20 protein-coding genes are annotated in these 24,848 nt (G+C 70.7%); 9 read left to right on the top strand and 11 right to left on the bottom strand.

The window, feature by feature from the left end; genetic code table 11:
• Positions 1-23: 23 nt before the first annotated feature.
• On the top strand, positions 24-557 hold the full coding sequence (hpt, locus tag I3V78_RS30235; protein ID WP_204492792.1) for a hypoxanthine phosphoribosyltransferase: 534 nt from the start codon (positions 24-26) through the stop codon (positions 555-557).
• A 91-nt stretch (positions 558-648) separates the two neighbouring features.
• Here hpt and I3V78_RS30230 read toward each other — a convergent pair whose 3' ends face one another.
• The 4 genes from I3V78_RS30230 to I3V78_RS30215 form a co-directional block, all read right to left on the bottom strand.
• On the bottom strand, positions 649-801 hold the full coding sequence (locus tag I3V78_RS30230; RefSeq protein ID WP_204492789.1) for a hypothetical protein: 153 nt from the start codon (positions 799-801) through the stop codon (positions 649-651).
• 185 nt (positions 802-986) lie between these two features.
• A complete protein-coding gene (locus tag I3V78_RS30225; protein ID WP_204492786.1) occupies positions 987-1,943 on the bottom strand; it encodes an ATP-grasp domain-containing protein in 957 nt (318 codons plus the stop codon).
• Between the two features lie 25 nt (positions 1,944-1,968).
• The gene (locus I3V78_RS30220) at positions 1,969-2,436 is read right to left on the bottom strand and encodes an MmcQ/YjbR family DNA-binding protein (RefSeq protein WP_204492783.1); all 468 of its coding nucleotides are present in this window, start codon (positions 2,434-2,436) and stop codon (positions 1,969-1,971) included.
• Positions 2,433-3,215, bottom strand: coding sequence for an IF-2 protein (locus I3V78_RS30215; RefSeq protein ID WP_239576765.1), 783 nt, complete (start codon positions 3,213-3,215; stop codon positions 2,433-2,435). The genes I3V78_RS30220 and I3V78_RS30215 overlap by 4 nt, the downstream gene beginning before the upstream one ends.
• Before the next feature lie 102 nt (positions 3,216-3,317).
• On the opposite strand from I3V78_RS30215, the gene I3V78_RS30210 reads away from it, so the two are divergent.
• From I3V78_RS30210 to I3V78_RS30185, 6 genes are all read left to right on the top strand, one after another.
• Positions 3,318-7,994 carry a plectin 1 isoform 8 gene (locus tag I3V78_RS30210; RefSeq protein ID WP_204492780.1) on the top strand — a complete coding sequence of 1,559 codons (4,677 nt, stop codon included), beginning with the start codon at positions 3,318-3,320 and terminating at the stop codon, positions 7,992-7,994.
• 15 nt (positions 7,995-8,009) lie between these two features.
• Positions 8,010-8,861: a diaminopimelate epimerase gene (gene dapF, locus I3V78_RS30205; protein WP_204492778.1), complete on the top strand. Its 852-nt coding sequence runs from the start codon at positions 8,010-8,012 to the stop codon at positions 8,859-8,861.
• Between the two features lie 39 nt (positions 8,862-8,900).
• On the top strand, positions 8,901-10,751 hold the full coding sequence (locus I3V78_RS30200; protein WP_204492776.1) for a response regulator: 1,851 nt from the start codon (positions 8,901-8,903) through the stop codon (positions 10,749-10,751).
• 14 nt (positions 10,752-10,765) lie between these two features.
• On the top strand, positions 10,766-12,268 hold the full coding sequence (locus tag I3V78_RS30195; protein WP_204492773.1) for a DUF4388 domain-containing protein: 1,503 nt from the start codon (positions 10,766-10,768) through the stop codon (positions 12,266-12,268).
• 388 nt (positions 12,269-12,656) lie between these two features.
• On the top strand, positions 12,657-14,264 hold the full coding sequence (locus tag I3V78_RS30190; RefSeq protein WP_204492770.1) for an anti-phage dCTP deaminase: 1,608 nt from the start codon (positions 12,657-12,659) through the stop codon (positions 14,262-14,264).
• 698 nt (positions 14,265-14,962) lie between these two features.
• Positions 14,963-15,220 carry a hypothetical protein gene (locus I3V78_RS30185; protein ID WP_204492768.1) on the top strand — a complete coding sequence of 86 codons (258 nt, stop codon included), beginning with the start codon at positions 14,963-14,965 and terminating at the stop codon, positions 15,218-15,220.
• Positions 15,221-15,247: 27 nt separating this feature from the next.
• On the opposite strand, the gene I3V78_RS30180 is transcribed toward I3V78_RS30185, so the two are convergent.
• Entirely contained in the window at positions 15,248-15,583 is a 336-nt protein-coding gene (locus I3V78_RS30180) for a hypothetical protein (protein WP_204492766.1), read from the bottom strand.
• A 79-nt stretch (positions 15,584-15,662) separates the two neighbouring features.
• On the opposite strand from I3V78_RS30180, the gene I3V78_RS30175 reads away from it, so the two are divergent.
• Complete coding sequence (locus I3V78_RS30175) at positions 15,663-16,946, top strand: tetratricopeptide repeat protein (RefSeq protein WP_239576757.1); 1,284 nt, start codon at positions 15,663-15,665, stop codon at positions 16,944-16,946.
• 9 nt (positions 16,947-16,955) lie between these two features.
• Here I3V78_RS30175 and I3V78_RS30170 read toward each other — a convergent pair whose 3' ends face one another.
• The 5 genes from I3V78_RS30170 to I3V78_RS30150 all read right to left on the bottom strand — a co-directional run bounded on the left by I3V78_RS30170 (position 16,956) and on the right by I3V78_RS30150 (position 22,022).
• Entirely contained in the window at positions 16,956-17,444 is a 489-nt protein-coding gene (locus I3V78_RS30170) for a GNAT family N-acetyltransferase (protein ID WP_204492763.1), read from the bottom strand.
• A gap of 23 nt (positions 17,445-17,467) precedes the next feature.
• Entirely contained in the window at positions 17,468-18,430 is a 963-nt protein-coding gene (locus I3V78_RS30165) for a class I SAM-dependent DNA methyltransferase (protein WP_204492761.1), read from the bottom strand.
• Positions 18,431-18,440: 10 nt separating this feature from the next.
• Entirely contained in the window at positions 18,441-19,061 is a 621-nt protein-coding gene (locus I3V78_RS30160) for a DUF2378 family protein (protein ID WP_204492758.1), read from the bottom strand.
• A gap of 127 nt (positions 19,062-19,188) precedes the next feature.
• The gene (locus I3V78_RS30155; protein WP_204492756.1) at positions 19,189-20,484 is read right to left on the bottom strand and encodes a M16 family metallopeptidase; all 1,296 of its coding nucleotides are present in this window, start codon (positions 20,482-20,484) and stop codon (positions 19,189-19,191) included.
• Positions 20,481-22,022 carry an ATP-binding protein gene (locus I3V78_RS30150; RefSeq protein WP_204492754.1) on the bottom strand — a complete coding sequence of 514 codons (1,542 nt, stop codon included), beginning with the start codon at positions 22,020-22,022 and terminating at the stop codon, positions 20,481-20,483. The genes I3V78_RS30155 and I3V78_RS30150 overlap by 4 nt, the downstream gene beginning before the upstream one ends.
• A 138-nt stretch (positions 22,023-22,160) precedes the next feature.
• Here I3V78_RS30150 and I3V78_RS30145 point away from each other — a divergent pair, with 138 nt between their 5' ends.
• Positions 22,161-23,681, top strand: coding sequence for a Kelch repeat-containing protein (locus I3V78_RS30145; RefSeq protein ID WP_204492752.1), 1,521 nt, complete (start codon positions 22,161-22,163; stop codon positions 23,679-23,681).
• A 43-nt stretch (positions 23,682-23,724) separates the two neighbouring features.
• On the opposite strand, the gene I3V78_RS30140 is transcribed toward I3V78_RS30145, so the two are convergent.
• Positions 23,725-24,792 carry a coiled-coil domain-containing protein gene (locus I3V78_RS30140; RefSeq protein WP_420840438.1) on the bottom strand — a complete coding sequence of 356 codons (1,068 nt, stop codon included), beginning with the start codon at positions 24,790-24,792 and terminating at the stop codon, positions 23,725-23,727.
• Positions 24,793-24,848 lie beyond the last annotated feature (56 nt).

The following is a 24,848-nucleotide window of genomic DNA, read 5'->3' as shown; positions in this document are numbered from 1 at the left end:
GGACGCGTGGAAGGGGTCATCCCGTGGCTTTCTACGAGCAGGACGTCGGCATCCACATCGACGAGCAGAAGCTCCAGGCGCGCGTGCGCGAGCTGGGCGAGCAGATCACCCGTGACTACCAGGGCAAGGACCTCACGCTCATCTGCGTGCTCAAGGGCTCGGCCTTCTTCGCCATGGACCTGGCGCGCTACGTGGACCTGCCCCTGACGGTCGAGTTCCTCGGGGTGTCCTCCTACCACGGAGGCACCGAGACGACCGGCGAGGTGCGCATCACCACCGACGTGAGCAAGCCCATGGCGGGCAAGCACCTGCTCGTCATCGAGGACATCATCGACACGGGGCTCACCATGAGCTTCCTGCTGGAGAACCTGCGCGCCCGCCACCCGGCGTCGCTCAAGGTGTGCTCCCTGCTGGAGAAGCCCGCGCGCGCCCGGACGAAGATCCCCATCGACTACAAGGGCTTCGTCATCGATGACGTGTTCGTGGTGGGCTATGGCCTGGACTACGCCGAGCGCTACCGCAACCTGCCGTTCATCGGCCTGATGAAGGGCAAATAGGGCGAGCGGCTCGAGGCGCCCCAGGCAGACCGGCGGGGGAGCCCCGCCGTGCCTGTCCCGTGCCCATGACCTGGGCGCGGCTTGACTGAAACTATCTGCCCGATTCCTCACCCAAGGCGAGCGTGGTGTACTGATCCATCGCCGCCGCGTGAGTCGGTTGCACGTCGCCCTCGGCGCGGGCGAGCTCCTTCACGAACAGCTCCTTGATCTTCTTGACCTTCTGCTCCTGTTTCTCGTGCTTCATGACCGCCTCCTGAAGCCACTGAATCCCACGGGTCCATCCCATGGTGACGAGGGCGTCACGCGTGTCCGTTGTGCGCCCTCGAACACAAGCTGTGCCTTCGGGGTGGGGAGACCAAGCGGGGCGCATGGGCGGGCAGGCGTGATCGGCAGGCCCACGGCATGTCGGCCCCTTGCTCCCTTCCTCGTTCAAGGAGCAGGCAGGCGAGCCGCGCGGGCGAGTCCCCGGGCCAGGTGCCCCAGGATGTCCGTGCCGGCCCGGGCATCGAAGCCGAGGAACATGGGCGACTCGTTGAGCTCCAGGAAGCGCCAGGTGCCCTGGGCATCGCGCTTGAGGTCCATCCCCGTCCAGCGCAGGCCCAGCACCCGCGTGGCCAGCAGGCACTGCCGGGCCACCTCGTCGGGCAGCGTGATGGACTCGAGCCGCTCCTCGTGGCCGCGGAAGTCGATCGCGCGCGAGTGGATGCGCACGCTGGCGATGATCTCCCCGTCGAGCACGTAGACGCGGAGGTCCTCGCCCGTGAGCAGCTCCTGGAACGTCACCGGCGCGGCCTCCAGGGCGGCGAGCCGCTCGTCGCTCAGGTCTCCCGGGCCGAGCTCCAGCGTGGCCGCGCCCCCGTCCACGGGCTTGTAGGCCACGCGCCGGCCCTCGGCGAAGCGGCGCACCGCCACGGAGTCGTTGGTCCAGAGGGTCTCGGGCACCGGCAGCCCCGCCTGGGCCAGCAGCGCGAGCTGGACCGGCTTGGGCATGCGCCAGCTCGTGGACTCGGGGTTGTAGACGGGAATGCCCATCGCCTCCCAGCGGCCCACCAGCCCCCGCAGCAGGGTGGACTTCTCGCGGAAGGCCACCAGCGTCGTGCGCCAGTCGTCGTCCATGGCCTCGCGCGCGTCCACGCCGAAGGCCAGGGGGTGGCCATGGTAGCCGCGCAGGTAGACGGCGCCCGGGGTCGGCAGCGCGCCCCCGTTCACGTGGATGCCGTCGAGCGCGTCCGTGAGCGCCAGGCGCGTGTCCTCGGGGAAGGCGAGGGTGTCCACGACGAGCGCCACCACCCCCTCCTGCCCCAGCCGCTGGGCCAGGCGGGAGACGTGGGCATCGTCACGCGCGCCCAGGAGGACCACGGGGCGGACCTGCGAAGGGGAAGCCATGCGGAGAGACTCCTTGCTCGGAAGATCAGGACCGGGGGGAGCGGCGAGCGGCCTTCTTGGCGGCCAGCGGCTTCTTGGCGGCCGGGGGCTTTCGGGCCGAGGGCGTGCCTCCGCCGTCCAGGCCCGCCACGAGCTTCTTGGGCGCCACCGCGCGGTAGCTCTCGTCGAGCCACTGGCGCAGCAGCTCCAGGGGGGGCGTGTCCTTGGCGCCAAAGCGCGCCGACACCCAGCCGCTCTTGCCCAGGCCATAGCCGGTGGGTTGGGCGAACGGCAGCATCAAGGCCGCCTCGTGGGAGTGGGGCAGCTTCACGGACAGGGAGAGGCCCTCCGCGCTGAGCGAGAAGAACACGAACGCCTTGCCCTTGACCTTCACCGTGGGGTGGCCCCAGGGGAAGTCCTCGGTCGTCTCGGGGTAGGCACGGGCCGCCTCGCGCAGGGTCTTCTCGAAGGGCGCGAGCCGCTTCATCTCGGGGGGCACCGGGGTCGTCGTCATGGGGCGTTGGGGGGGGTGGAGGCGTCGGGCGTGGGCTGGGTCTCGGGGGCCGCGGTGGGCGTCGCGGCGGGGGGCGTCTCCCGGGGCGGCTGCTCGGCCGGGGTGTTGCCCAGGCTGGCCTCGGCGGCGCGCAGGGCCTGCTCCAGCGCCTGGGCGGCCGGCCCCACCGTGGTGAGGAACTGGTTGGCCAGGGGCGTGTTGCGGTTGCGGCTCTCCGCCGCGAGCTTGAGCTGGACCATGGCCTCGCTCACGCCCCGGCGCGCCTCCTCCAGCTTCTGCTTGGCCTGGAAGAAGGCCACGTCCGCCTTCATCGACGCCAGCGAGCGGCGCTGCTCGTCCGTGAGGCCCGAGAGCAGCTCGGCGCGCCGCAGGTAGTACAGCCCCCGCTCCAGCTCGGCCGGCTTGTCCGAGAGCACCTTGTAGCGGGCGAGCGACTCCAGGAGCGAGAAGAGCGCCCGGTCCAGCTCGTCCCGCTCGGAGAACCGGCGCTCGACCAGCCCGGACACGTCCTGGCCCTCCACCGTCAGGGGGGCATAGGCGTCCGCCTGGCGCGCGTCCCCGGGCTGGTAGGGCAGGGCCCCCATGGGCAGCATCCGGCCCTTCATCACCACGAGCTGGCCGTTCTCCTGGGCGAAGGAGAAGGTGCGGGCATTGAGCTGGGACAGCAGGAAGGCCACCGCTCCCCCCAGGCCCAGCACGAGCAGGGTGACGAGCAGCCGGGTGAAGGCCGTCGCGGCCCGATGGCCCAGTCCCGGGCGCGGATTCATCGTCGAGTTCATATCGCTTGCTCTCCCCTCGTCCGGGCGATGCGGCCAGGCACAAGCCCGGGTGCATTCCTTAGGGACATCCCTCCCCGGGGCTATACTCGGCCGCTCTACCGCATGCATCCTACATTCCGCCGCCTGGGGACCAGTGAGCTGTTGCCCCGGTACATCTTCGCGGAGAGCCTCTTCGCCCGCCGCCGCGTCCTGGAAGTGGACGCGATCGCCACCACCGGTGGGGAGAGCGCGCGCTTCCTTCTGGAGCGCGGCGCCCGCTCCGTCGTGGCGTGTGATGCCGACCTCCAGGCCGTGGAGGCCGCGCACAAGGCCCATGGCGGCCCCGCGCTGCGCTTTCGCGCCAACGTCTACGACGACCTGGAGCCGGGCAGCTTCGACCTCGTGCTCGTGGCGGACCTGGCGCCCTATGTGCGCGCCCCCATGCTGCTCGCCGAGCTGACGCGCCTGGTGGGCCGGCAGGGGCACCTGATCGGCGGCCTGCGCAACGTGGCGGGTCTGGCCCTCTGGCAGTTGATGGAGGTGGACGAGGGCGCGCCGCCCACGTACGGCCAGCTGCTCGACGCGCTCTCGCCGCACTTCTCCCACGTGGAGGTCGCCACCCAGTCCCCCGTCCTGGGCTACCAGCTCGCCTTCGAGAAGGGGGACGGGCTGCAGGTGGACGGCTCGCTCATCCGCGGCGGCGAGGCGGCCTATTTCCTCGTGGTGGCCGGCCAGGAGCCCGCCCGTGTCGTGGACCCCACCTGGGTGCAACTGCCCCCCGAGCCCCTGGCCTTCACGCGCGGCAAGCTGGACGAGGTGGCCCAGCGGGGCAAGGGCTGGGAGGAGCGCGCCGGACGGCTCAAGGAGTCCCTCACCCGCGTGCGCGCCGAGCTCACCGAGCGCGAGACCGAGCTCGTGTCGATCAAACCCGCGCTGGAGTCCTCGCGCGAGGACGTGGCGCGGCTGTCCGCCCAGCTCGAGCTGGCGCGGGGCTCGCCCGACTCCCTGCGCGAGCGGGATGAGCTGGCCTCGCGCCTGCGTCGCACCGGCCTGGAGCTGCAGGTGGCCCAGGAGCGACTGGGTGACGCGGACCGGCGCCTCGCCCAGCAGCGCCTGGAGGTGGAGACCGCCGAGCGCGCCCGCAAGGAGTCCGAGGTCCAGGCCCTGGCCGCCCAGGAGGCCGTGCGCCTGGAGCGCGCGCGCCGCGAGGAGCTGCACACCTCGCTGGAGGAGTCCCGGGAGCGGCTCACCCAGGCCTACGCCGAGCAGCGCGGCCTGCGCGACGAGCAGGCCGGTCTGCGCGTGGAGCGGGAAAGGGACCGGCTCGCGGCGGATCGCGCGCGCGAGCAGGCCGAGGCCCTGCGCCGCGAGGCGGAGGCCGCCCGCGAGCGCGAGGTGAGGCTGGCCGAGCAGCACTCGACGGCGCTCGCCGCGGTGGAGTCGCTCCAGGCCGAGGTGGCCCGCGTCGAGCAGGGACGCGAGGCGTCGGAGAAGTCGCTGCGCCTGCAGGACGCGGACGTGTCCCGGCTCACGCGCGAGACCGAGGCCCTGGCCCGGCGGCTGTCCACGGCCGAGGCCGCCCGGCGGGACGCGGAGATGCACCTCACCACGCGCGAGGCCGAGCTGCGCGGGCAGGTCACGGAGCTCACCGCGGCGCGCGCCGAGCGCGAGCGGCTGACGGCCGAGGTCCAGGAGAGCACCCGCCTCCAGGCCCAGGCGCGCGAGCTGGCGGCGCGGCTCGAGCAGGAGCTGCACGAGACGCGGACGCGCTCGGCCTCGCTGGAAGAGGAGCGGGTCCGGGCCGCGGCCGAGCTGGAGGACACCATCGAGGAGGAGCGCCAGCACGCCGAGCAGCGGCTGGCGCGGGCCCTCACCGAGGAGCGGGCCCGCACGCAGGAGGCCCGGGACGAGGCGTCCCGCGAGCGCTCCGCGCGCGAGGCCCTGGAGCAGGCCGCCGCCGCGCTCGAGCATCAGCTCCGGATGGAGGAGGCCGCGCGCGAGGAGGCCACGCACTCCGTCGCCGCCTTGAAGGAGCAGCGGCAGGACTGGGCGGACGAGCGCGGCGTGCTGCGGCGGCGCCTGGCCGAGGTCGAGGCCTCGCTCGCGGAGCTGGAGCGGGTGCGCGCCTCGGACGTGGAGTCCATCGCCCGACTCGACGGCGAACTCCAGGCGACCCAGGGCGGCATCTCCGCCGAGCGGGACGCCCGGCTCCAGGCCGAGGTGGAGCGGGACCGGGCCCACGTGGAGCTCTCCCTGGAGGTCGAGGCCCGCGCGGCCCTGGATGCGTCGTTCACCCAGCTCCAGGCAGGCCTCACCACCGAGCGCCAGCACATGGCCGAGGCCCAGGAGCAGCTCGCGCGCGTGCGCGCCGAGGCCAAGGCCGAACACCAGCGGCGGCTCCTGGCGCTCGAGGAGGGCACGAAGCTCCAGAAGGCCCTGGAGGCCGAGCGGCAGCAGCGCGCCCACCTCGAGGCGGGCGCGCGCGAGCTCCAGGAGGCCCTGGAGGCCGAGCGGCGGCAGCGGACCCAGGGGGACGCGGGCTCGCGCGAACTCCAGGCGGCGCTGGAGGCAGAGCGTCAACAGCGCGCCCAGCGGGACGCGGAGCTGCGCGCGCTTCAGGAGGCATTGAAGGCCGAGCGTCAACAGCGTGCCCAAGGGGATACGGGCCTGCTCGCGCTCCAGGCCACGGTGGAAGCCGAGCAGCGGCAGCGCGCCCAGGTCGAGGCGGCCCTGCTGGAGATCCAGGGGACGTTGGACGCCGAGCGGCAGCAGCGTGCCCAGGTCGACGAGGCCCTGGAGGAGACGCGGGGCGTCGTGAAGACGGGCCGGCAGCAGCGTGCCCAGGTGGAGGCGGCCCTCGCGGAGGCCCAGCGGGGGCTGGAGGCCGAGCGGCGCCAGCGCGCCCAGGTGGACGAGGCCCTGGCGGAGCTTCGGATCGCGCTGGAGGCGGAGCAGGGGGCCCGGAGCGGCTCGGAGGAGGCTCTCGCCCAGGCCCGTGAGGCGCTGGAGGCCGAGCGGCGGCGCGGCACCGAGAGCACGACCTCGTGGGAGGCCTCGCTGGCCACCGAGCGCGCGCACCGGGCCCGCGCCGAGGCCTCGTGGGGGCTCACCCAGCAGGAACTGGAGGCGGAGCAGCGCCAGCGCGCGGACGTCGAGGTGTCCCTGGCGAACACCGAGGGGGAGCTCGAGGCCGAGCGCGAGCGGCGCGCGTTCGCGGAGGAGTCGCTCACGGGCACCCGCTCCGAGCTGGAGGCCGAGCGCGAGCAGCGCGAGCGGGCCGAGCAGTCCCTGTCCCGCGTCCGGTCGGAGCGGGACACCGAGCGGCTGCGGCTCGCCGAGACGGATGCCTCGCTCACCGGCAAGGACGAGGCGCTGGAGGCCGAGCGGCTGCGACGCTCCGAGGCCGAGGCGTCGTTGGCCGGGCGGGACGCGGCCCTCGCCGCCGAGCGGTCCCAACTCGCGGCGGCCCGCGAGGAGCTGGAGGGCGAGCGCGAGCAGCGCGTGTTCGCCGAGGACGCGCTGACCCAGGCGCGCGTGGAGCTGGAGGGCGAGCGCGAGCAGCGCGCCGACGGCACCCGCTCCCTGTCCATCTTCCAGGAGGAACTCGCGGCCGAACAGCGGCGGCGCGCCGCGCTCGAGGTGGCGCTCGAGGAGAAGGACGAGGCCCAGGCGCGCGCCCAGGCGGAGTGGAGCGCCGAGCTCGACGCGGAGCGCGCGGGCAAGGCCCGGGTCGAGGTGTCCCGCGCGAAGCTCCAGGCGGAGCTGGGCACCGAACGCAAGCAGCGCGCCGAGCTCGAGACCTCCCTGGCGTCCATGAGCGCCGCGTGGGACGTGGAGCGCGAGACGCGGGCGCGGGCCGAGGCGGCGCTGGGCACGGCCCAGGCGGAGGAGCGCGAGTCGCTGGCCCGGCTCCAGGCGGAGCTGGACACCGAGCGGCGCCAGCGCGCCGAGACGGAAGGCCTGTTCGCCGCCGAGCGTGAGGAGGCCGAGTCCGTGCTGGCCGCGGTGCGCGCCGAGCTGGAGGCCGCCCGGTCGGAGCGGGCGGAGCTGGAGGCGTCGCGCGGGGTGCTCCGGCAGCTCGTCGAGTCGCTCGAGGTCCGGCTCGCCTCGGAGCGGGACACGCTCGCCACCGCCCAGGCGCGCGAGGCCGCCACCACCCTGGAGCGCGAGGCCCGCAAGCGCGAGGCCGTGGAGTCGCGCATGGAGCTGGAGGGGCTGCGCGAGGAGCTCACCCAGGCGCGCGAGGCCGCCACCCAGCTGGAGGCCTTCCGCTTCCAGGCCCATCAGGCCTCCATGGCCCTGCAGCAGGCCCACATGACCCTGCGCGAGCGCGAGTTGCTGGTGGAGGACCTCCAGACGCAGCTCGTCGAGACCAAGGCCAAGCTCTCCTCGGAGAGCGAGCACCAGGACCTGCTGGCCGTGAAGCTGGAGACGGCCCGGCGCATCGCGGGCAAGGCCACCTCGCTCGAGACGGCGCTGGAGGAGGCGCGCGCGGCGCGGGTCGCCGCCGAGGAGCGGCTGGCGCGACTGGAGGCGGACACGGCCCGGCTCTCCGCCGAGTCCGAGCAGCTCAAGACCGAGCTCGCCGAGGCGCAGGCGGCCCGGGAGCGGGCCGAGGAGCGCCTCTTGTCCCTGGAGGCCCCGCCCACCGCCCTGGCACGGGCGCCGGACTCCGTCCAGGATATCTACGCGCGGGCCAACGCCGAACTCAACGCGGTGAAGAATGAGTTGCTTCGCCGCCCCAAGGGGGGAACATCGTCGCCCGCCTCCCCCTCCTCGAAATCCGAGGAGCCCGGCTGAAGTGAGTCATCGCCCATGAGCACGACAGAGTTCTTCTTCAAGTACCACGGTCTCGGCAACGACTTCATCGTGCTCGACCGGCGCCAGAATGGCGTGGACATCGACGCGGACACCTCGCGCTGGCTGTGCGATCGGCGCCTGGGCGTGGGCGCGGACGGGGTGCTGGCCATCCTGCCCTCCGAGCAGGGCATGGCGCGCATGGTGGTGCACAACGCGGACGGCAGCATCGCCGAGATGTGCGGCAACGGCCTGCGCTGCGCGGTGAAGTACCTGGTGGACAACTCCGGCGAGAAGCCCGAGCGCATCGAGGTGGAGACGGGCGCGGGCGTGCTCTCGTGCGCGCCGGGGTTCGGCTCGGACGGGGTCGCCCAGGTGGAGATCTCCATGGGGCCCGCGCGGCTCGTGGCGCCCAACCTCCCCTCGGGGGCCACCCAGACGCCCTTCCTCGCGGCGCCCGTGCCGGGCCACCCGGGCCTCACCGGTTACGCCGTGAGCATGGGCAACCCGCACTTGGTGCTCCTGGACCAGCCCCTCGAGGACGCGGGCCGCCTGGGCCCCGAATTGGAGCGCCACCCGGGCTTTCCCGAGCGCACCAACGTGGAGTTCGTCCGGGTGGACGCGGACGGGCTCACCGTGAGCGTGTGGGAGCGCGGCTGTGGGCTCACCCAGGCCTGTGGCACCGGGGCGTGCGCGGCGGCCGTGGCGGCGGTGCTGGACAAGCGCCTGGCGGCCGATACCTGGTGGCGCGTCAGCCTGCCGGGGGGAGACCTGCGCATCCGTGTGCCCTCGGACCTGTCCGACATCCGCATGCGGGGCCCGGTGGCCTTCGTCTTCACTGGCGTTGTCCCGGACGCGCCGGGCCGGTAACCTGCGGGGTCTCCACTCCTGCTCGCCGAGTGTCCCGCCGTGGCCGGTCCCATCCTCGTCGTCGACGACGACAACTTCTTCCGGCAGGTCGCCTCCGACATGCTCACCAAGCGGGGCTACCGCGTCGTCTCCGCGGCGAGCGCCGCCGAGGCGCTGGAGGTGGCGGGCCGCGAGGCCTTCGATCTGGTCATCTCCGACGTGGTGATGCCCGGCATGGACGGACTCGCGCTCACCGAGCGGCTGCGCGAGCACGACCCCGCGCAGGAAGTCATCCTCGTGAGCACGCGCACGGACGTGAAGGGCTCCACCATGGCCCTGAGCGCGGGCGTGTCCGTGGTGCTCACCAAGCCCGTGGACGAGGCGGACCTGCTGCTGGCCACCGAGCGCAGCCTGGAGCGCGCCCAGCTGCGCCACGAGCGCGCCCAGTTGCAGAACGAGAACCTGGAGTTCGCCCGCTACCAGGACCTGCACCAGCGCTGCCTGGAGTTCCTCTCCCAGCCGGACCTGGAGTGGTTGCAGGAGCGCGTGGCCGCGGAGCTGGCCTCCGTGTGTGACGCCCAGAGCGCCGCGCTGTGGATCTCCGATGATCGGGGCCCCCTGGTGCTGCGCGCCTACCGGGGCCTGCTCGACCGCCACTTCCTCGCGGACCGGCTGAGCCCGGAAGGCCCGCTGGGCAACCGCATGCGCGAGGCCCTGCCCTGGGTGGTGCGCGAGGGCAAGACGCCCATCCTCTATGTCCCCTTCGTGAGCAACGGGGAGCTGATGGGCCTCGCCCAGCTGTCGGATCCGCTCGCCGGGGACTTCCGCATCGAGCACCTGCGCTACGCGAAGATCCTCGGGGACTCGGCGGCGGTGGGCGTGAAGAACGGGCGCAAGATGCTGGCCCTGCAGCGGCTGGGCCTGCGCGACCGGGACACCGCCGCGTACAACCTCAGCTACTTCACCGACTACGCCTCCAAGGAAATCTACAAGGCGCGCCGCTACGGCCGCATGTTCTCGCTCTTGACCTTCTCCGTGGACAACCTGCCCCTGGTGCGCATGCGCCTGGGGCCCGCGGACGCCAAGCTCGCGGTGCGCGGCATCATCAAGGCGCTCTCGCGCATCGTGCGCGACTCGGACGTCATCGCCAAGGCGAGCGAGCAGGAGTTCTACCTGCTGCTGCCGGAGACGGACTTCTTCGGCGCGATGATGTTCGTGCGCCGCGCCCTGGCGGCCGTGCGCGAGGAGCCCGAGGCCCAGGAGGTGGAGGCGCGGCTGCCGCTGGCGCTCGTGGGCGGGGCGAGCACCTTCCCCAAGGACGGCGAGGACTTCGACGAGCTGATGTACCGCTGCCGCCGGCGCATGGACGAGCGGCGCGCCTCCCTGCAGCGCAAGCTGATGCTCGACACGCTGCCCTTCTGGGACGAGGTGGACCTGCTGCTGGGCAACGCCTCCAGCCCCAAGCTGCCGGTGGAGGAGCACGCCGAGCCGAGCCGCCGGGGCAAGGTGTCCGACGTGCTCTTCGACGAGCTGCAGACGGAGATCGCCCGGGAGCTGATGCGCGACCCGAGCTCGCGCGGCCTGCTCTACGTGGGCGGCCCGGAGATCCGCTCGGACCTGCCCATCGCCCAGGGGCTGGAGTCGGCCTCGCCCGACCTGGCCTCGCGCATCTACCTGCTCGGGCGGCGCGTGGACCTGGAGTCGCACCGCGCGCTCACCCCGGTGTTCCTCGAGGGCGACGAGCGCATGGGCCGCCACGAGTTCATCCTCTGGCTGTCGGAGAACGCCGCCTACGCGCTCATCCAGCGCCGGGGGCTCGGCGCCACCTGGGGCTTCCACTCGTCCGACACCGCCGTGGTGGATGGGCTCATCACCCGCCTGCAGGCCGAGTACGACCTGCAGCCGTACTGACTCGCGAGCGTCCCATGGCCCAGGTCCGAAAAATCCTCATCGCCGACCCCGACCTCGAGTCCGTCCGTCCGCTGTCGCGCGCCCTGCGCACCCGCGGCTACCAGGTGCACTACGCGCCGGACGGCTCGCGCGCGCTGGAGGTCGCCGTGCTGCGCCACCCCGACCTCATCCTCTTCGACGAGGCGTGCCGGATGCTGGACGCGCGCACCTTCATCAACATCCTGCACACCAACCCGCGCACGGACGACATCCCCGTGGTGGTGTCCACCAGCCAGCTCGAGGCCGACAAGATGCGCGGCCTGCGCGATGGCTTCCTGCGCAAGCCCTTCAACCTGGACGAGGTGCTCTCGCGCATCGAGCACGTCTTCCGCCGCAGCGACGCGGCCAAGGATCTCAAGAGCGAGGCCCAGGAGATCGAGGGCTCGCTGAGCCAGCTGAGCATCCCGGACCTGATGCAGATCCTCGGGATGAACAAGCGCAGCGGCAAGCTGACGCTGGAGCGGGGCAACGAGCGCGGGGAGATCGTCGTGGTGGAGGGTCGCCCCTTCAACGCCCGGGTGGGCCGCGCGGAAGGGGAGAAGGCCCTGTTCCGGCTGCTCGTGTGGACCGAGGGCACCTTCACCTTCGCGCCCGGCAATACCTCCGGCAAGCCGCGCATCCAGCGGGCCATGGACAGCGCGCTGCTGGAGGCCATGCGCCAGGCGGACGAGGTGAACCGGCTGCTGCCCGGCCTGCCGCCGCGCCACACGCGCCTGGTGCTCGCGCCGGACATGGACCTGGCGGGCGACCAGCACCCGGTGACGGCGCAGGTGGTGGAGCTGTTGCGCCAGCCCCGGGCCGTGAACGAGGTGTTGGACCTGGCGCCCGCCACGGATCTGGAAGTGGTGGGCGTGCTGCACGCGCTCTTGCAGAAGGGCGTGGCGCGCATGGCCGAGGGCGACGCGGACGCCGGCACCAGCGCGCCCCTGCTCGCGCCCGCCGAGCTGCACGCGCTGCGCGGCCGCATCCTCCGGGGCCGGGGCGTGTCGCGCGAGGCCACCGCGAAGCTCTTCGTGTGTGGCAGCGGCCCGGCCGTGGCCCGGCGGGTGCTCTCCCAGCTCGCGGAGCTCGCCGCCGTGGCCGCCGAGCCGCCCGCGGTGCGCAGCGGCTTCGGCACGCTCGGCCGCATGGAGCTCAACGAGCTGCTGCACCTGGACTTCTGCGTGCTGCCGCCCGCCGAGGCGGCCCGGCCCCTGTGGCGGCCCTTCAGCTCCGGGGCGGTGGGAGCGCTCCTGTTCGACACCACCGAGGCGGCGGTGAAGCTCGCGCACTTCCTCGCCTGGGACATCCGCCTGCCGGTGGTGGTGCTGGGCCACGAGGTGCCGCCCGAGCTCCAGGACGCGCCCGCGGGCTCGGTCAGCGTGGGCGAGGACTTGAAGGACGCGCTGCGCAGCCTGCTCGTGCTCGCGCTCAACCCCACGCCCCTGATGCCCGGCATTCCCCAGCCCGCGCGCATCGCCACGCCCTCGGCGCCGTAGTTTATGGGAACACATAGGACTCAATCTATTTGTAGGAGTCCGGCTCTTTGTCCTGATCCGTCCGCCTGCCGCCCGAAGCTTAACCCCTTAAAACGCTAAATTGCTCAATGCGTACGTTCCATCCACAGTAGTTACGGGGACTTACGTAAATCAGAGCGTGAGTGGTCATGGCATCAAGAATGCAGCCCCGAAACCTCTTCGAGTATTAGGTCTCGCTCGGGGACTTCGTTCGCTCGTTCTGTGGCCTTATGTGTGTTCGCAAATCCCCTTTTCCTACATCGCGCTGGTTGATGGAGAGTTCGGAACGGGACAGCGTTGAGTTCGTTGCTTCAATGCGCACTTCCCCGATGTGCCCGAAACCAGCATCTTAATCTGGTACGATTTCGTCATGTCCGCTGCCGAAACCGTTGTGTCCCTCCAAAGTAGAAGGCGCCCGGGTACCGGCGCTCAAGAGCTGTTCAAAGAGCACGCGTCCAACGAACTTGTCTTCGCTGTCGTCGGCCATGTCGGCTCAGGAACCTCGTTTATCGCCGAGGCACTCCAAAACCTACTATCGAGCCGAAAGGGTTACGAAGTTGAGATGCTAAAGGCACGAGAAGTAATTGTTGATTGGGCACGCCGGAGCGGCAAACTAACAGAAGAGCCCAAAAAGACAGATTTAAAGCACGCTATCAATCTGCAGGATTGGGGAGATGAGATGCGCAGCAGTGATGCTACTGCTGTCGCTCGTTCGATGGTCGAAAGAATCCGACTGGCTAGGGCCCGAATGCAACGTATAGAAAACCCTGGCGTTGGAGCTGTTCTTCCAGATGGAAAACCTCGCGCTTACATCATCGACGCTATACGGCATCCGGCGGAAGCACATCTGCTGCGAAGCTTGTATCGGAACGCATTCGCGCTTGTTGGGGTTGTGTGTCAAGAAGACATTCGTCTGGAACGTTTGCAAAAGACGAAATTTACTGATGCGGGTCAAGTCCACATCAAAAAGTTCATGGAACGTGATGCTAAAGAGAAGGACCCAAAAAAGAAGAAGCACGGCCAGCGCGTCTCGGACGCCTTCCATCTAGCGGACTTCTTTGTTGATAATAGTGAGGAGCGTCAACTAGAGGATGGGGGGCAGCTTAAAGATAATCCGAACTGGCGAGTAGATGAACATCTGGTTCGATTGGTGCGTATAATTACGCAATCGAGTATTGAGCGACCAACTTCAAGCGAGACGGCTATGCATGCGGCATATGGAGCCCAAATGCGTAGCGCGTGCTTGTCTCGTCAAGTTGGGGCCGCCCTGATTGATGCGACAGGTAATATCGTTTCGACAGGAGCAAATGAAGTCCCTAGGGCGGGGGGAGGCGTGTATGCTCAGGATTCCGACGAAATTGCACCGTCGAACGATAATCGCTGCGCATTTCGTCCCGAGAAGTACTGCAGTAATACTCGCGAGCAAGCCGACATTATTGAGAAAGTCCTCGAAGTTATTCACGAGGAAAAACCGCTAAGCGCAGCAGAGCGTGACGCGCTTAAAGCCAAACTTAGAGATAATTCCCCAGTCGGAGAATTGATCGAGTTTAGTCGTGCAGTTCATGCCGAGATGGATGCCCTACTGAGTGCCGCGCGCCAGGGTGCTTCTCCTCAGGGATGTCGACTGTTTGTAACCACTTATCCTTGTCACTACTGCGCCCGACATATTGTTAGTGCTGGAGTAGATGAGGTTCAATACATTGAGCCTTACCCCAAAAGCCGCGCTCTAAAGCTTCATGGTGATTCGATTAGTCACCGGGCTCATGAAAAAGGGAAGAAAATCCCATTCCTTCCTTTCACTGGTGTTGCGCCGCGGCTCTATTGGCGTGCCTTCCTTAAAGACCGGGAATTTAAGAGCAAGGACGATGGCGCGATGAGCATTGGAGAACCTGATTGGGGATCCGCCTGGGATATTAGCAAACTGAGTCACGCCGAAATGGAAGCAAAACTGCTTGAACCGGGGCCTTCGAATGTCTAGGGGCAATGCCGTTTCGCACCTCAAGCTGATTGTTTCTCCTGAGAGATTGGACGTATCGGCGAGTTCGCCTCGTTCTTTTCGAGAGCCGTTGCAGTTGCCGTTGTTTTTGATGTCCAGTCCTAAGTTGTTGTGTTTTATTGATATGGCTGCGATGCCAGCTGCGCCATTTGTTTCTCTGTTGCGTGATTTGCGGCCCCGCTGGGTAATGGACCTTCGAACTCTCCCTCTGTTGGATTTGGGGGGAACAAATCGAAGGTGGTTCTTCGACTTGTTCGTTCAGCTTGGTGTGCAGTATCGAGATATCGCGGGTCGCTTGAGTAGAGACGCGGGCCGCGACTTTGATGGTTTCTCTGAGGAGTTGGTTGTTTTGGTTAATGCGCTGCTTTCGCAGGAGTTGAACCCTGCTGGCCCAGGGCCTGTTCTAATGTTGCTGGACGGGCCTTCTCATTTGTCGAGGGCGGAGCATGTGCTTCCCTCCAAATTACGGCCAAGTCCAGCCGAGGGATGGGAGTTCTACTCAGTTGATGCTCGCGTGCTTTCTCGTGCGCGGTGATTACTGCTTGGGTGAGTAGTGGATGTGGGCTTGTTTGGGGTGTAGTTTAGTGCTGGAATTTGGAGGCATGCGTCAGAGGGCGTTGTTTCCCCGACGCTAGACTCTTCGGCTATGGCCCCTGTGGCGGCCCTTCAGCTCCGGGGCCGTGGGGGCGCTCCTGTTCGACACCACCGAGGCGGCGGTGAAGCTCGCGCACTTCCTCGCTTGGGACATCCGCCTGCCGGTGGTGGTGCTGGGCCACGAGGTGCCGCCCGAGCTCCAGGACGCGCCCGCGGGCTCGGTCAGCGTGGGCGAGGACTTGAAGGACGCGCTGCGCAGCCTGCTCGTGCTCGCGCTCAACCCCACGCCCTTGATGCCCGGCATTCCCCAGCCCGCGCGCATCGCCACGCCCTCGGCGCCGTAGCCGCGGCGCCCGGGCCTCGGCCGGGTTTCAGAGGTCGCCCGCGAGGGCCTCGCTCACGCCTGGCAGCTGGGCGAGCAGCTCCAGCTCGGCCTTCTTGAGGTGGGACACGCGGCGGCCGGCGATGCGCTCGAAGTGCAGCTCGAGCCGGTGCTCGCCTCCGGGCTCGAGGTGACGGAAGAGCCGCGCCCGGCGCCCCTCGCGCACACACGCGAGGATGTCCTGATGCAGGCTCTTGAGCCGCTTCGACACCTTGAGGGCCAGGCGGCCCTCGGGCGTGTCGAACGTGTGGAAGTGGCGGTTGCGCGACAGGGGACGCGCTGGGTCATGGAGCCTCTCCACGAGGCGCCGCACGAATGGGTCCATCGACGCGGCAGGATAACATCCGCTACCCTGCATCTCAGCGATGCATTTGAGACTCCTTCGCCCGCTCTGGGCCCTACCCTTGTTGCTGTCGCTTGCCTGTAAGGACGCCGACACCCGTTCCTCCGACTCCCAGGAGAAGAAGTACCAGGCGAAGATGGACGAGGGCCGCGCGCTCATGGCCAGTGAGCAGCCCGCCCTGGCCGCCAAGTCCTTCATGCAGGCCTCGGGCATGGCGCCGGACCGCACCGAGCCCCTGTTGCGCATGTCCGAGGCGCACCACCGCGCGGGCAACTCGGGCGCGGCCATCCTCGCGCTCAAGCAGGCCATGTCCGTCAACCCCGCCGAGGCGCCCGACATCAAGCGCAAGCTCGCCGAGCGCTACGAGCGCGACGGCCTGCCCCGCCAGGCCATCGCCGTGCTGATGGAGATGCGCGAGGCGGAGCAACTCGGGGACCTGGATCTCCTGCGGCTCGCGCACCTGCAGACCCAGGATGGCCAGCACGACGCCGCCTTCAAGACGCTCGAGCGCATCCAGAAGAACCGTCCGGACGACCTGGACGCCAAGGTGGTGGAGGCGGAGATCCTCCTGGCCAAGGGCGAGGAGGTGCTGGCCGCCAAGCTGATGGACCGGCTGCTGCAGGAGCAACCCGGTCTGACGGCGGCGCGCGTGCTGCGGGCCCGCTACTTCCTGCGCAGCGGCTACGCCGAGTACGCCCAGCAGGACCTGGAGCAGCTCGCGCCCGAGGTCTCCCTGCGGCCGGAGATCGTCACCCTGCGCGTGGAGGTGCTCTCGGCGCTGGACCGTCGGCCGGAGGCGGAAACGCTGCTGGGTCAGGCGGTGGCCCAGTACCCGCAGAACGCGGACCTGCTGGCGCGGCTCGGCCAGATTCAACTCGAGCTGGGCAACCCGCCCGAGGCCCTGGCCCGGGTGGAGCAGGCGCTCCGGGCCCAGCCCGGCAGCGCGCGTGCCCTCTACGTCCGGGGCCTCATCGCGGAGACGGCGGGGGATCTGCCACGCGCCAAGCGCGACTTCGGCATGGCGCTCGACGAGAACGGCCGCTTCATCCCCGCGCTCAACAAGCTCTGGCGCATCCACCGGCAGGCGGGGGACGTCATCCTGGCGCGCGAGTCCCTGGAGCGGCTGGTGAACCTGGGCGCGGGCTCGCTGGAGGACAAGGTGACGCTCGCGGAGATGTACGCCCAGGCGCGCACGCGCACGGACCTGGGCCTCAAGCTCATCGCCGAGGCGCTCAAGCAGGAGCCGAAGAACACGCGCTACCAGGCCATCGAGCGGGAGCTGAAGAAGTCCCAGCCCGCCAAGAAGTCCTCGGGGCCGCTCATCATCCGCGGCGGCCGGCGCTGAGCGCGCCGCTCAGCCGAGTTCCTGGAAGGGCGGCGCGTAGGCCACGCTGCCCTCGCCGGGAATCAGCCGGGCGCCCCGCAGGGACAGCGCCAGGAAGTGGGGGCCCGCGTAGGGGGAGCTGAAGCCCGAGGCCGTCGCCGCGCTGAAGCCGAAGCGCTCGTAGTAGCGCGGCTCGCCGAGGACGAACACCGCCTCCCAGCCCGCCTGCCGCGCCCGGGCGAGCCCCTCGCGGATCAACGCCGCGCCCACGCCCCGGCGCTGGGCCTCGGGCAGCACCGCCACGGGCGCCAGGCCCAGGGCCCGGAAGGGCGCGTCCAGGGGCGACAGGAGCACGTGACCGATGACGGCGCCGCCCTCCTGCGCCACGAGCGACACCACCGCCTCGCCCCGCTCGCGCAGGGTGTCCACCAGCCGGGCCTCGTCCGCGCGGCCGAAGGCCTGGGTGTGGACGTGGCGGACGGCGGCGGTGTCGGGGGGAATCTCGTCGCGCAGGCGCATGCGGTTCTTCCTTGTCGGGCACGTCAACGGCCGGCGAGCACCACCACATGGCCTTGGACGGGCTGCCCCGCCTGCCGCCGCAGACCGCGCTCCCACTCCACCACGGGACGCAGGCCCGCGTCATGGGCGCACCGCCGCACGTAGTCCAGGTGGTGCGCATACCGCGCGCTCGGCTGGAGCCGGTAGCCGGGCGCTTCACCCTTCTCCACGGTGAAGGCGAACACGCCTCCGGGTGCGAGTCGCCGGGCCACCCCGGCCATCACCGCTTCCAGTGCGCCGAAGTAGACGAGCACGTCCACGGCGGTGATCAGATCGTACCGGGAGGTGCCGGCCTCCAGGTCCGCGGAGATCTCCGCCACCCGCAGCGTGTCGTACACCCGCCGCTCGCGGGCCTTGTCGATCATCAGCGGGGACAGGTCGAGCCCCTCCAGGAGGCGGGCGAGGGGCCTCAGCAGGGGGCCCGCCAATCCGGTGCCACAGCCCAGGTCCAGCACGTCGAGGTGGCGGCGGGGGCCCAGCACCTCCTGGACGGCTTCCATCAGGCACTCCGGGGCGCGGTACGCCAGCAGGCCGCGGAGGCTGTCGTCGAAGGAGGGCGCGTAGACGTTGAACAGGGCGGTCACGTAGGCCGCGACCGAGCGCGCCGGGGCGCCCAGGCCCGTCTCGGCCGCCTCCAGGTAGGCGGCCACCGCGTCCCGCTCTTGCTCGGGTACGCCCAGTTGCTCGCAGCGCCGCTCGAGGAGGTGGCGGCGCACGGCGGACTCCTCGTCGGCGCGGCCCAACTCGCGCAGCACGGCCACGAGCGTCTTGAGGGCGTCCTTGTCCTCGGGTTGAAGCTCCAGGTGCTCGCGCAGCGCGGCCTCGGCGGCCAGGGGCTCGCCCCACGAGCGCAGCAGCTGGGCGCCCAGGCTCGCGGGCACGTCCGCGCCCTCCGAGATGCCCAGGGCTTCCAGACGCGCGCGCCAGTCCACGCTCGGGGGGGTCATGACCGCGCGCTCAGGAGTTCGAGGCTCGAGGAAGAGGCACCTTGCGTTCCATCACGAAGACGGCGCGCTGGGAGTGGGGCTCCCAGTGCTGGAGCTTGCCGGGCTGGAAGGGGGCGTCCACCAGGGCCATCATCGCGTCCATGTTGCCGTTCATGAAGTGGGGATCGATGCCCGAGGTGGGACCGAGCGCGGCATGGAACTCGGGCAGCACCTCGAAGGTCATCTCGAGCGAGCCATCCTCCAGGAAGCGCGTCCGGGCCGAGAGGAAGTTGATGCCGGAGTTCAATCCCTTGTTGATGCGCGAGAGCGAGTGCTCGAAGCCCAACATGCGCATCATCATGAAGACCGCCCGGCCCATGGTGGTCCGGCCATAGGCCGCCACGAACGCGAAGCCGACGCGGTAGTGGGCCCGCGCAGGGTCCAGGCCGGGATGGAGCAACTCCGCGCACACCCGGACGAAGCCGAACCAGGTGGGCAGCGAATAGGCGACGAGCAAGGGTTGATCCAGATCAATCCCGATGGCCTTGAGCCATTTGCGTTTCTCGGAGTCGAAGCGCTCCCGCCCGCCCACGAGCTTGATGAGCGCTTCCACCATCGTGCTGAAGACCACGGGCTCTCTCGGTCCGGTCATGACTCGCTGAATCCCCCGCACGGCGGCCCCCGGAACGTCTGGCCCCCGCCGCGCTACGCTGCGCGGGCAGGGTACCCCCCTGGGGGGGGCTCCGACCACCGCCCACGAGAGAAAGACGCCCACATCGTCATCTGGCGGATGGCAGGGCCTCGGCGGCGTCCACGACCTTCTCCAAGGCCTTGATTCCCTTGCGCTGGCCCACCGCCACCACCGTCAGGTTGTCCCGAGCGAAGTAGCGCCGGGCCACCGCGCGCACCTGCTCGGCGCTGGCGGCGTCCACCCAGTCGGCCCGCTGGCCGAAGGATTCCGGAGCGCGGAAGAGCTCCGTGCCGCCAAACCACCCGGACAGCTCGCCGGGCGAGTCCTGGGAGAACTCCAGCAGCATCCGGTGGCGCCGCTTGGCCCGGGTGAGCTCCTCCTCGGTGACACACTGGGTGGACAGCTCGCCGAGGACCCGGAAGGTCTCGGCCACCACGAGCGAGGCGCGCTCCGGGGCGCTCGCCGCCTCGATCTCGAAGATGCCCGCGTCGTGGAAGGCCTCCAGCGAGGCGTGGACGGAATAGGCCAGCCCCCGCTTCTCGACGATCTCGAAGGGCAGGCGGGAGGACAGGCCGTCGTCCAGGAAGCGGCGCAGCAGTTGCAGGGCGGGCCAGTCCGGGTGGTGCTCGGGCACGGTGCGAAAGCTCAGGCGGAACTCCGTCTGGGCCTCGTCGTGGGTGACCACGTGCAGCCGGGGCCCCCGGGGCGTCGGGGGCGGGGGGACGTCCTGGCTCGCGGGGCCCTGGGGCAGCCCGGAGAAGTGCCGGTGGACGAGCTCCAGCACCTGCTCGCGCTGCACCCGGCCCGCGGCCGTCACCACCAGGTTGCCGGTGACGTAGTGGCGCGCGAAGTGCTCGAGCACCTGGGCGTGGGTGAGCCGGGAGACGGACTCGCGCGTGCCGGCGATCTTGAAGGCCAGGGAGTGCTCCGGGAAGAGCGCGCGCTTGGACAGGTTGTCGATGTCGATGTCCCGGCCTTTCTCGTCCACCTCGTCGAGCATCTCCTCGAGGATGATGCTGCGCTCCACCTCCATGTCGGTGAGCCGGGGGCGGGTGAGCATGTCGCCGAGGATGGCCATGCCCACGTCCAGGTGCGCCGGGTGCAGGGGGGTGTAGTAGTAGCCGTGGTCGCGCGTGGTGACGCCGTTGAGGTTGCCGCCCACCTCCTCAACCGCGGAGTTCATCCGCACGGTGTCCGGCCAGCCCTCCGAGCCGCGGAAGAAGAGGTGCTCGAGGAAGTGGCTCACGCCGTTGTTGGCCGGCGTCTCGTGGCGGCTGCCGGCGCGCACGTACACGGCGAGCAGGGCGGTGTGCAGGTGGGGGGTCTCGACGGTGACGACCCGCAGGCCGTTGGACAGCGCGTCGCGGTGGTAGGTGAAGCTCATGCGCGGGGAAGCCTGACGAAGAAGGTGGTGCCCTGGCCGGGCGCGCTCTGACACGAGAGCTCGCCGCCATGGGCCTTGAGGATCTGCTGACAGACGGCCAGGCCCAGGCCCGTGCCGTCCTCCTTGGTGGTGAAGAAGGGCTCGAAGAGCCGCGAGCGCACGGCCTCGCTCATGCCGTGGCCCGTGTCGCGCAGGGCCACCTCCACCTCGCGCGCGTGGGCCAGGGTGGTGATGGTGAGCCGGCCGCCCTCGCGCATGGCCTCGCGCGCGTTTCTCAGCAGGTTGAGGAAGACCTGGCGCAGCTGGCCCTCGTCGGCGAGGGCGCGGGGGTTGGTCGGGGACAGCTCGCGCACCACCTCCACGCCGGCGCGCTCCAGCTCCTCGCGTGAGAAGTCCAGCACGCTGGCGAGCACCTCGGTGACGTCGGTGGGCTCCAGGCTGGGGCGGGGCGGCCGGGCCATGCGCAGGTACTGCTCGGTCACCTCGGCGAGCCGGTCCACCTCGCGCGTGACGGCGCCGAGGATCTCCCGGGCCTCGCGCGCCTCGGCGGGCGTGTCGAAGGTGGCGTGCTCGAAGGCGTCCTGGAGCAGCTCGGCGTTGAGGCCGATGGAGGACAGGGGGTTGCGCACCTCGTGGGCCACCTGGGCGGAGATGCGGCCCACGGCGGCGAGCTGCTCGGCGCGCATGAGCGCCTCGGCCTGGGCCTTGAGCTGGGCCTCGCGCGCCTGGAGCGAGCGCGCCATGGCGTCGAACTCGCGGGCGAGCACCGCCACCTCGTCCTGGCCCGCCACGCCGAGCTGGGCGCTGTAGTCCCCCCGGCCGATGCGCGACACGGCCTCGATGAGGGTGCGCACCGGCCGCAGCGTGCGCGCCGACCAGGCGGTGGCCATGAGCCCCACGATGATGGCCAGCACGGACAGGGTGATGATGGCCAGGCCCGTCCTGCGCTCGCGCTCCTCGGCGCCGTCCACGCGCTCGCGGATGCGGTTGTTGAGCGCGGCGCGCAGGAAGCGGATGTCGCGGCCGATGGCCGTCTCCTGCTGGCGCAGCTCGGCGCCCACGCGCGCCACCTCGTCTGGCGCGGGCGCCTCCCGGGCGAGCACCGTGAAGACCGCCTCGGCGGCCCGCCCGTAGCCCTGGGCGCGCTGGGTGAGCTCGCGCAGGCGCGACTCCAGATCCGCCACGAAGCGCACCTCACCCGCGGGCGCGAGCGCGCGGACCTCCTGGGCACGGGCCTGGGCCTCGCGCAGGCGCTCCAGCATGAGCGAGGGCACGTAGAGCCGCGCCAGGCGGATGAAGCCCCGCCGGGTCTCCGCGAGGGGCTCCTCGAGGATGCGCTCGGTGTCCTTCTCCTGGTTGGTGTGGAAGGACTCGAGCGCGGCGGCGTCCTGGGACAGCTGGAGGTAGCCCTGGCTGACGAGCCGGATCTCCAACTGGTTGCGGTGCAGCTCCGCCACGCTGAAGAGCGACACGGCACCGAAGGTGACGAGCACCACCGCGTAGCCCAGGAAGATGCGGGTGGCGAGCGAGAGCTTCACGGGAGCGTCACGAGGGGCGGACGGTCGCGTTGACCGGGGCCAGAAGCCATCGCTACGCTCGCGCCGGTCCGAGCGCAAGCCCTCTTTCGTCCGGGCCGGGACTGGTTGGGCGCGAAAGGGAATGACATGAGGCGTGGGATGGCCCGGGGACGAGGACGACGGCTGGGCTGGAAGGCGCTTGCCCTCTCGCTGGGGTGTTGGGTGCCAGGCTGCGCGTCGACGGGCGAGGACGGGCCCACCGTCCTCCTGGAGACCCGGGCGTGCGCCGGGACGCCCGTGTTGCAGGGGGTGCGCTACCTGCGCTGGCGGGTGACGGGCCCGGATCTGGAGCCCCAGGTGGTCTTCACGCCCGTGGAGGAGGGGGCGGCGGGCGCGCCCTCCCTGGCGGGGGGCGGTCGGACCCTGGAAGTCCGGGGGTACACGGAGCTGCCGCGCGCGGGCGGACGGGTCGTGGCCCTGGGCCGCGCGGACACCGTCGCCCGGACGTCGGGGGACGGGGCCGCGGTGCGGATCGTGCTGCGCCGGGTGGGCGAGTACGCGCCGCCGGTCGACGCGCAGGGCAAGTGCCTGTCGCTCGGGACCGCCCGCGCGGCCCACACGGCGACCCTGCTGGAGGATGGGCGGGTGCTGCTCGCCGGCGGCTTCGCGCTGGACAAGGACGGTCGGTCCACCCCCCTGGGCGTGGTCCAGGTCCTCGATCCCGCGGGGGGGACCCTGAGGGCCCTGCCGGCGCTGAACCCGGCGCGCGCCTTCCACACGGCGACGCGGCTGTCCGGGGGCCAGGTGATGCTGGTGGGGGGCGAGACCCAGACGGAGGACGGTCCGCTCCCGCTGCGCGTGGCCGAGGTGCTGGACGAGACGGGCCAGGCCTCCTCGCGTGTGGAGTGGGCCCGGGAGCGCAGCCGTCACGTGGCGGTGGTGGACTCGGGGGGGCGGGTGCTCGTGCTGGGGGGCGTGGGGGCGGACGGGGCCGTGGTGGCCGAGGCGGAAGGCTACGACAGCGCCTCCGGGCGGCTGTTCCCCGTGGCGACGCCGGTGCCGCGCGTGGGCATGGCGGCGTACCTGCTGGGCGATGGGCAGCGCATCGCGGTGGTGGGGGGCTCGGATGGGCTGGAGCTCCAGCCGGAAGTGCTGGTCCTCGCGTACCAGGAGGACGGCTTCGCGCCGGTGGCGGGCGGGGGCGTGCTGCGCGAGCCCCGCCGGGACGGGGCGCTCGCGGCCTTCGGTCCCTCGGGGCGCCTCGTGTACGTGGGCGGCAGCTCCGCGCCCGGCGAGACCCAGACGGACTCGGTGCTGGCCTCCTCGGAGTTCGTGTTCGCCTCCGAGGAGCCGACGGCGGGCGCGACGCCCCAGGTGTTCGCCCGGAGCGAGCCGTGCGCGGTGACCCTGCTGGATGGGCGCGTGGTGGTGCTGGGCGGGCGGGGCTTCGGGCCCGGGGGCCTGGTGAGCGACGCGCACGCGGAGCTGCTGGTTCCGGGCGGGGCGGGGGAGGCCTCGGGGCTGCTCGGGATGCCGAACCTGACGCTGTCGCGCTACCAGCACACGTGCACGGTGCTGCGGGACGGCGCGGTGCTCGTCGCGGGCGGGGTGACGGACGACGGGGGCGAGCGCGCGACGCTCGGCGACCTGTTCGTCTACACGCCTCCCCCGCTGGACTGAGCGCGGCTCGCTCCTTCCGCGGAAGGAGCGAGCCAGCGGGGAACTACGTCGTCGCGGGCTTCTCCTCGGCGGGGGCCTCGGAGGACGGGGCCGGCTCGGTGGCGGCGGCCTGGGGCTCGGCGGCGGCGGCGGCCTGCTGCTGCGCGGCCTCGGCGGCGGCGCGGGCCTGGGTGGCCTCCTCCACCTTGCGGTCGCTGGCGGCCATCTCGTCCGGCGTCAGCTCCGTGCGCTCGGCGAGCATGCCCGTCTTCTTCTCCAGGTCCTTGATGGCGCGGCGCAGCAGGTCGCGCTCCAGCAGGGTGCGGTTGAGTCGCTTCTCCAGCGCCTTGTACTTGTCCTTCACCAGGTCCAGCTCACGCGAGCCGGCGGAGAAGATGCGCTGCTGCGAGTCGGCGCGGCCCTTGATGCGCTTGAGCTCGCGCTCCAGCTCGGAGGCGCGGGTGCGCTCCTTGTTGGCCGTGGTCTCCAGCCGCTCCATCTTCTCGCGGTCCGCGTCGTTGAGCTCCCGGTAGCGGCGGGGGCCCTTGTCGGCGGCGGGGGCCTCGGCCGAGGCGTTGGGCGTCACGGTCGTGGCGGCGGCCACCACGGTCTCGCCGGGCTGGGCGGGCGCGGACAACTGCTGGGTCGGCACCACGGGCGCGGGGGTGGGGGCCACGGGGGCGGGGGCCGGGGCGGGGGCGGCGCGGCGGTTGCCCCGGGCCAGCTCCAGCTCCGAGCGCAGGCGGGACAGCTCCGACTCGGCCTGGGACAGCTCGCCCCGGACGGCCTCGAGCTGCAGGGACGCGCCGCGCTCCACGTCGGCGCGCGCGCGCGCCAGCTCCCGCTCGCCCTTCTCGGACTCCTTCTGATCGTAGTTCTTGCGCTTGGCCTGCTTGAGCTGCTCCTTGACCTCCTGCAACTGAGTGCGCTGCTCGCTCAGCTCCTTGTTCTTGCGCTCGACCTCCGACTCCAGTCGCGCACGCGCCTTCGCCTCGGACTCGGCCGCGTCGCTCCGGGAGGAGGACGAGGAGGAGGCGGGCAGGGCGGGCGCGTCCGGGGCCTTGCGGAAAATCAAGAGGCCAAGCGTGGTCAGAAAGCCGATCGAGACGGCGACGAGGAGTATTTCCAGCACGAGGGGGATCTCCAGGGACAATGCAAAAAGCGGCGCAGCCTAACGTCGGCCGGGGG

Origin of the sequence: Archangium primigenium (genome assembly GCF_016904885.1) — a bacterium.
Classification (GTDB): Bacteria; Myxococcota; Myxococcia; order Myxococcales; family Myxococcaceae; genus Cystobacter; species Cystobacter primigenius.
The sequence above is the reverse complement of the archived record's forward strand: the minus strand, read 5'-3'. Positions and strand labels throughout refer to the sequence as shown.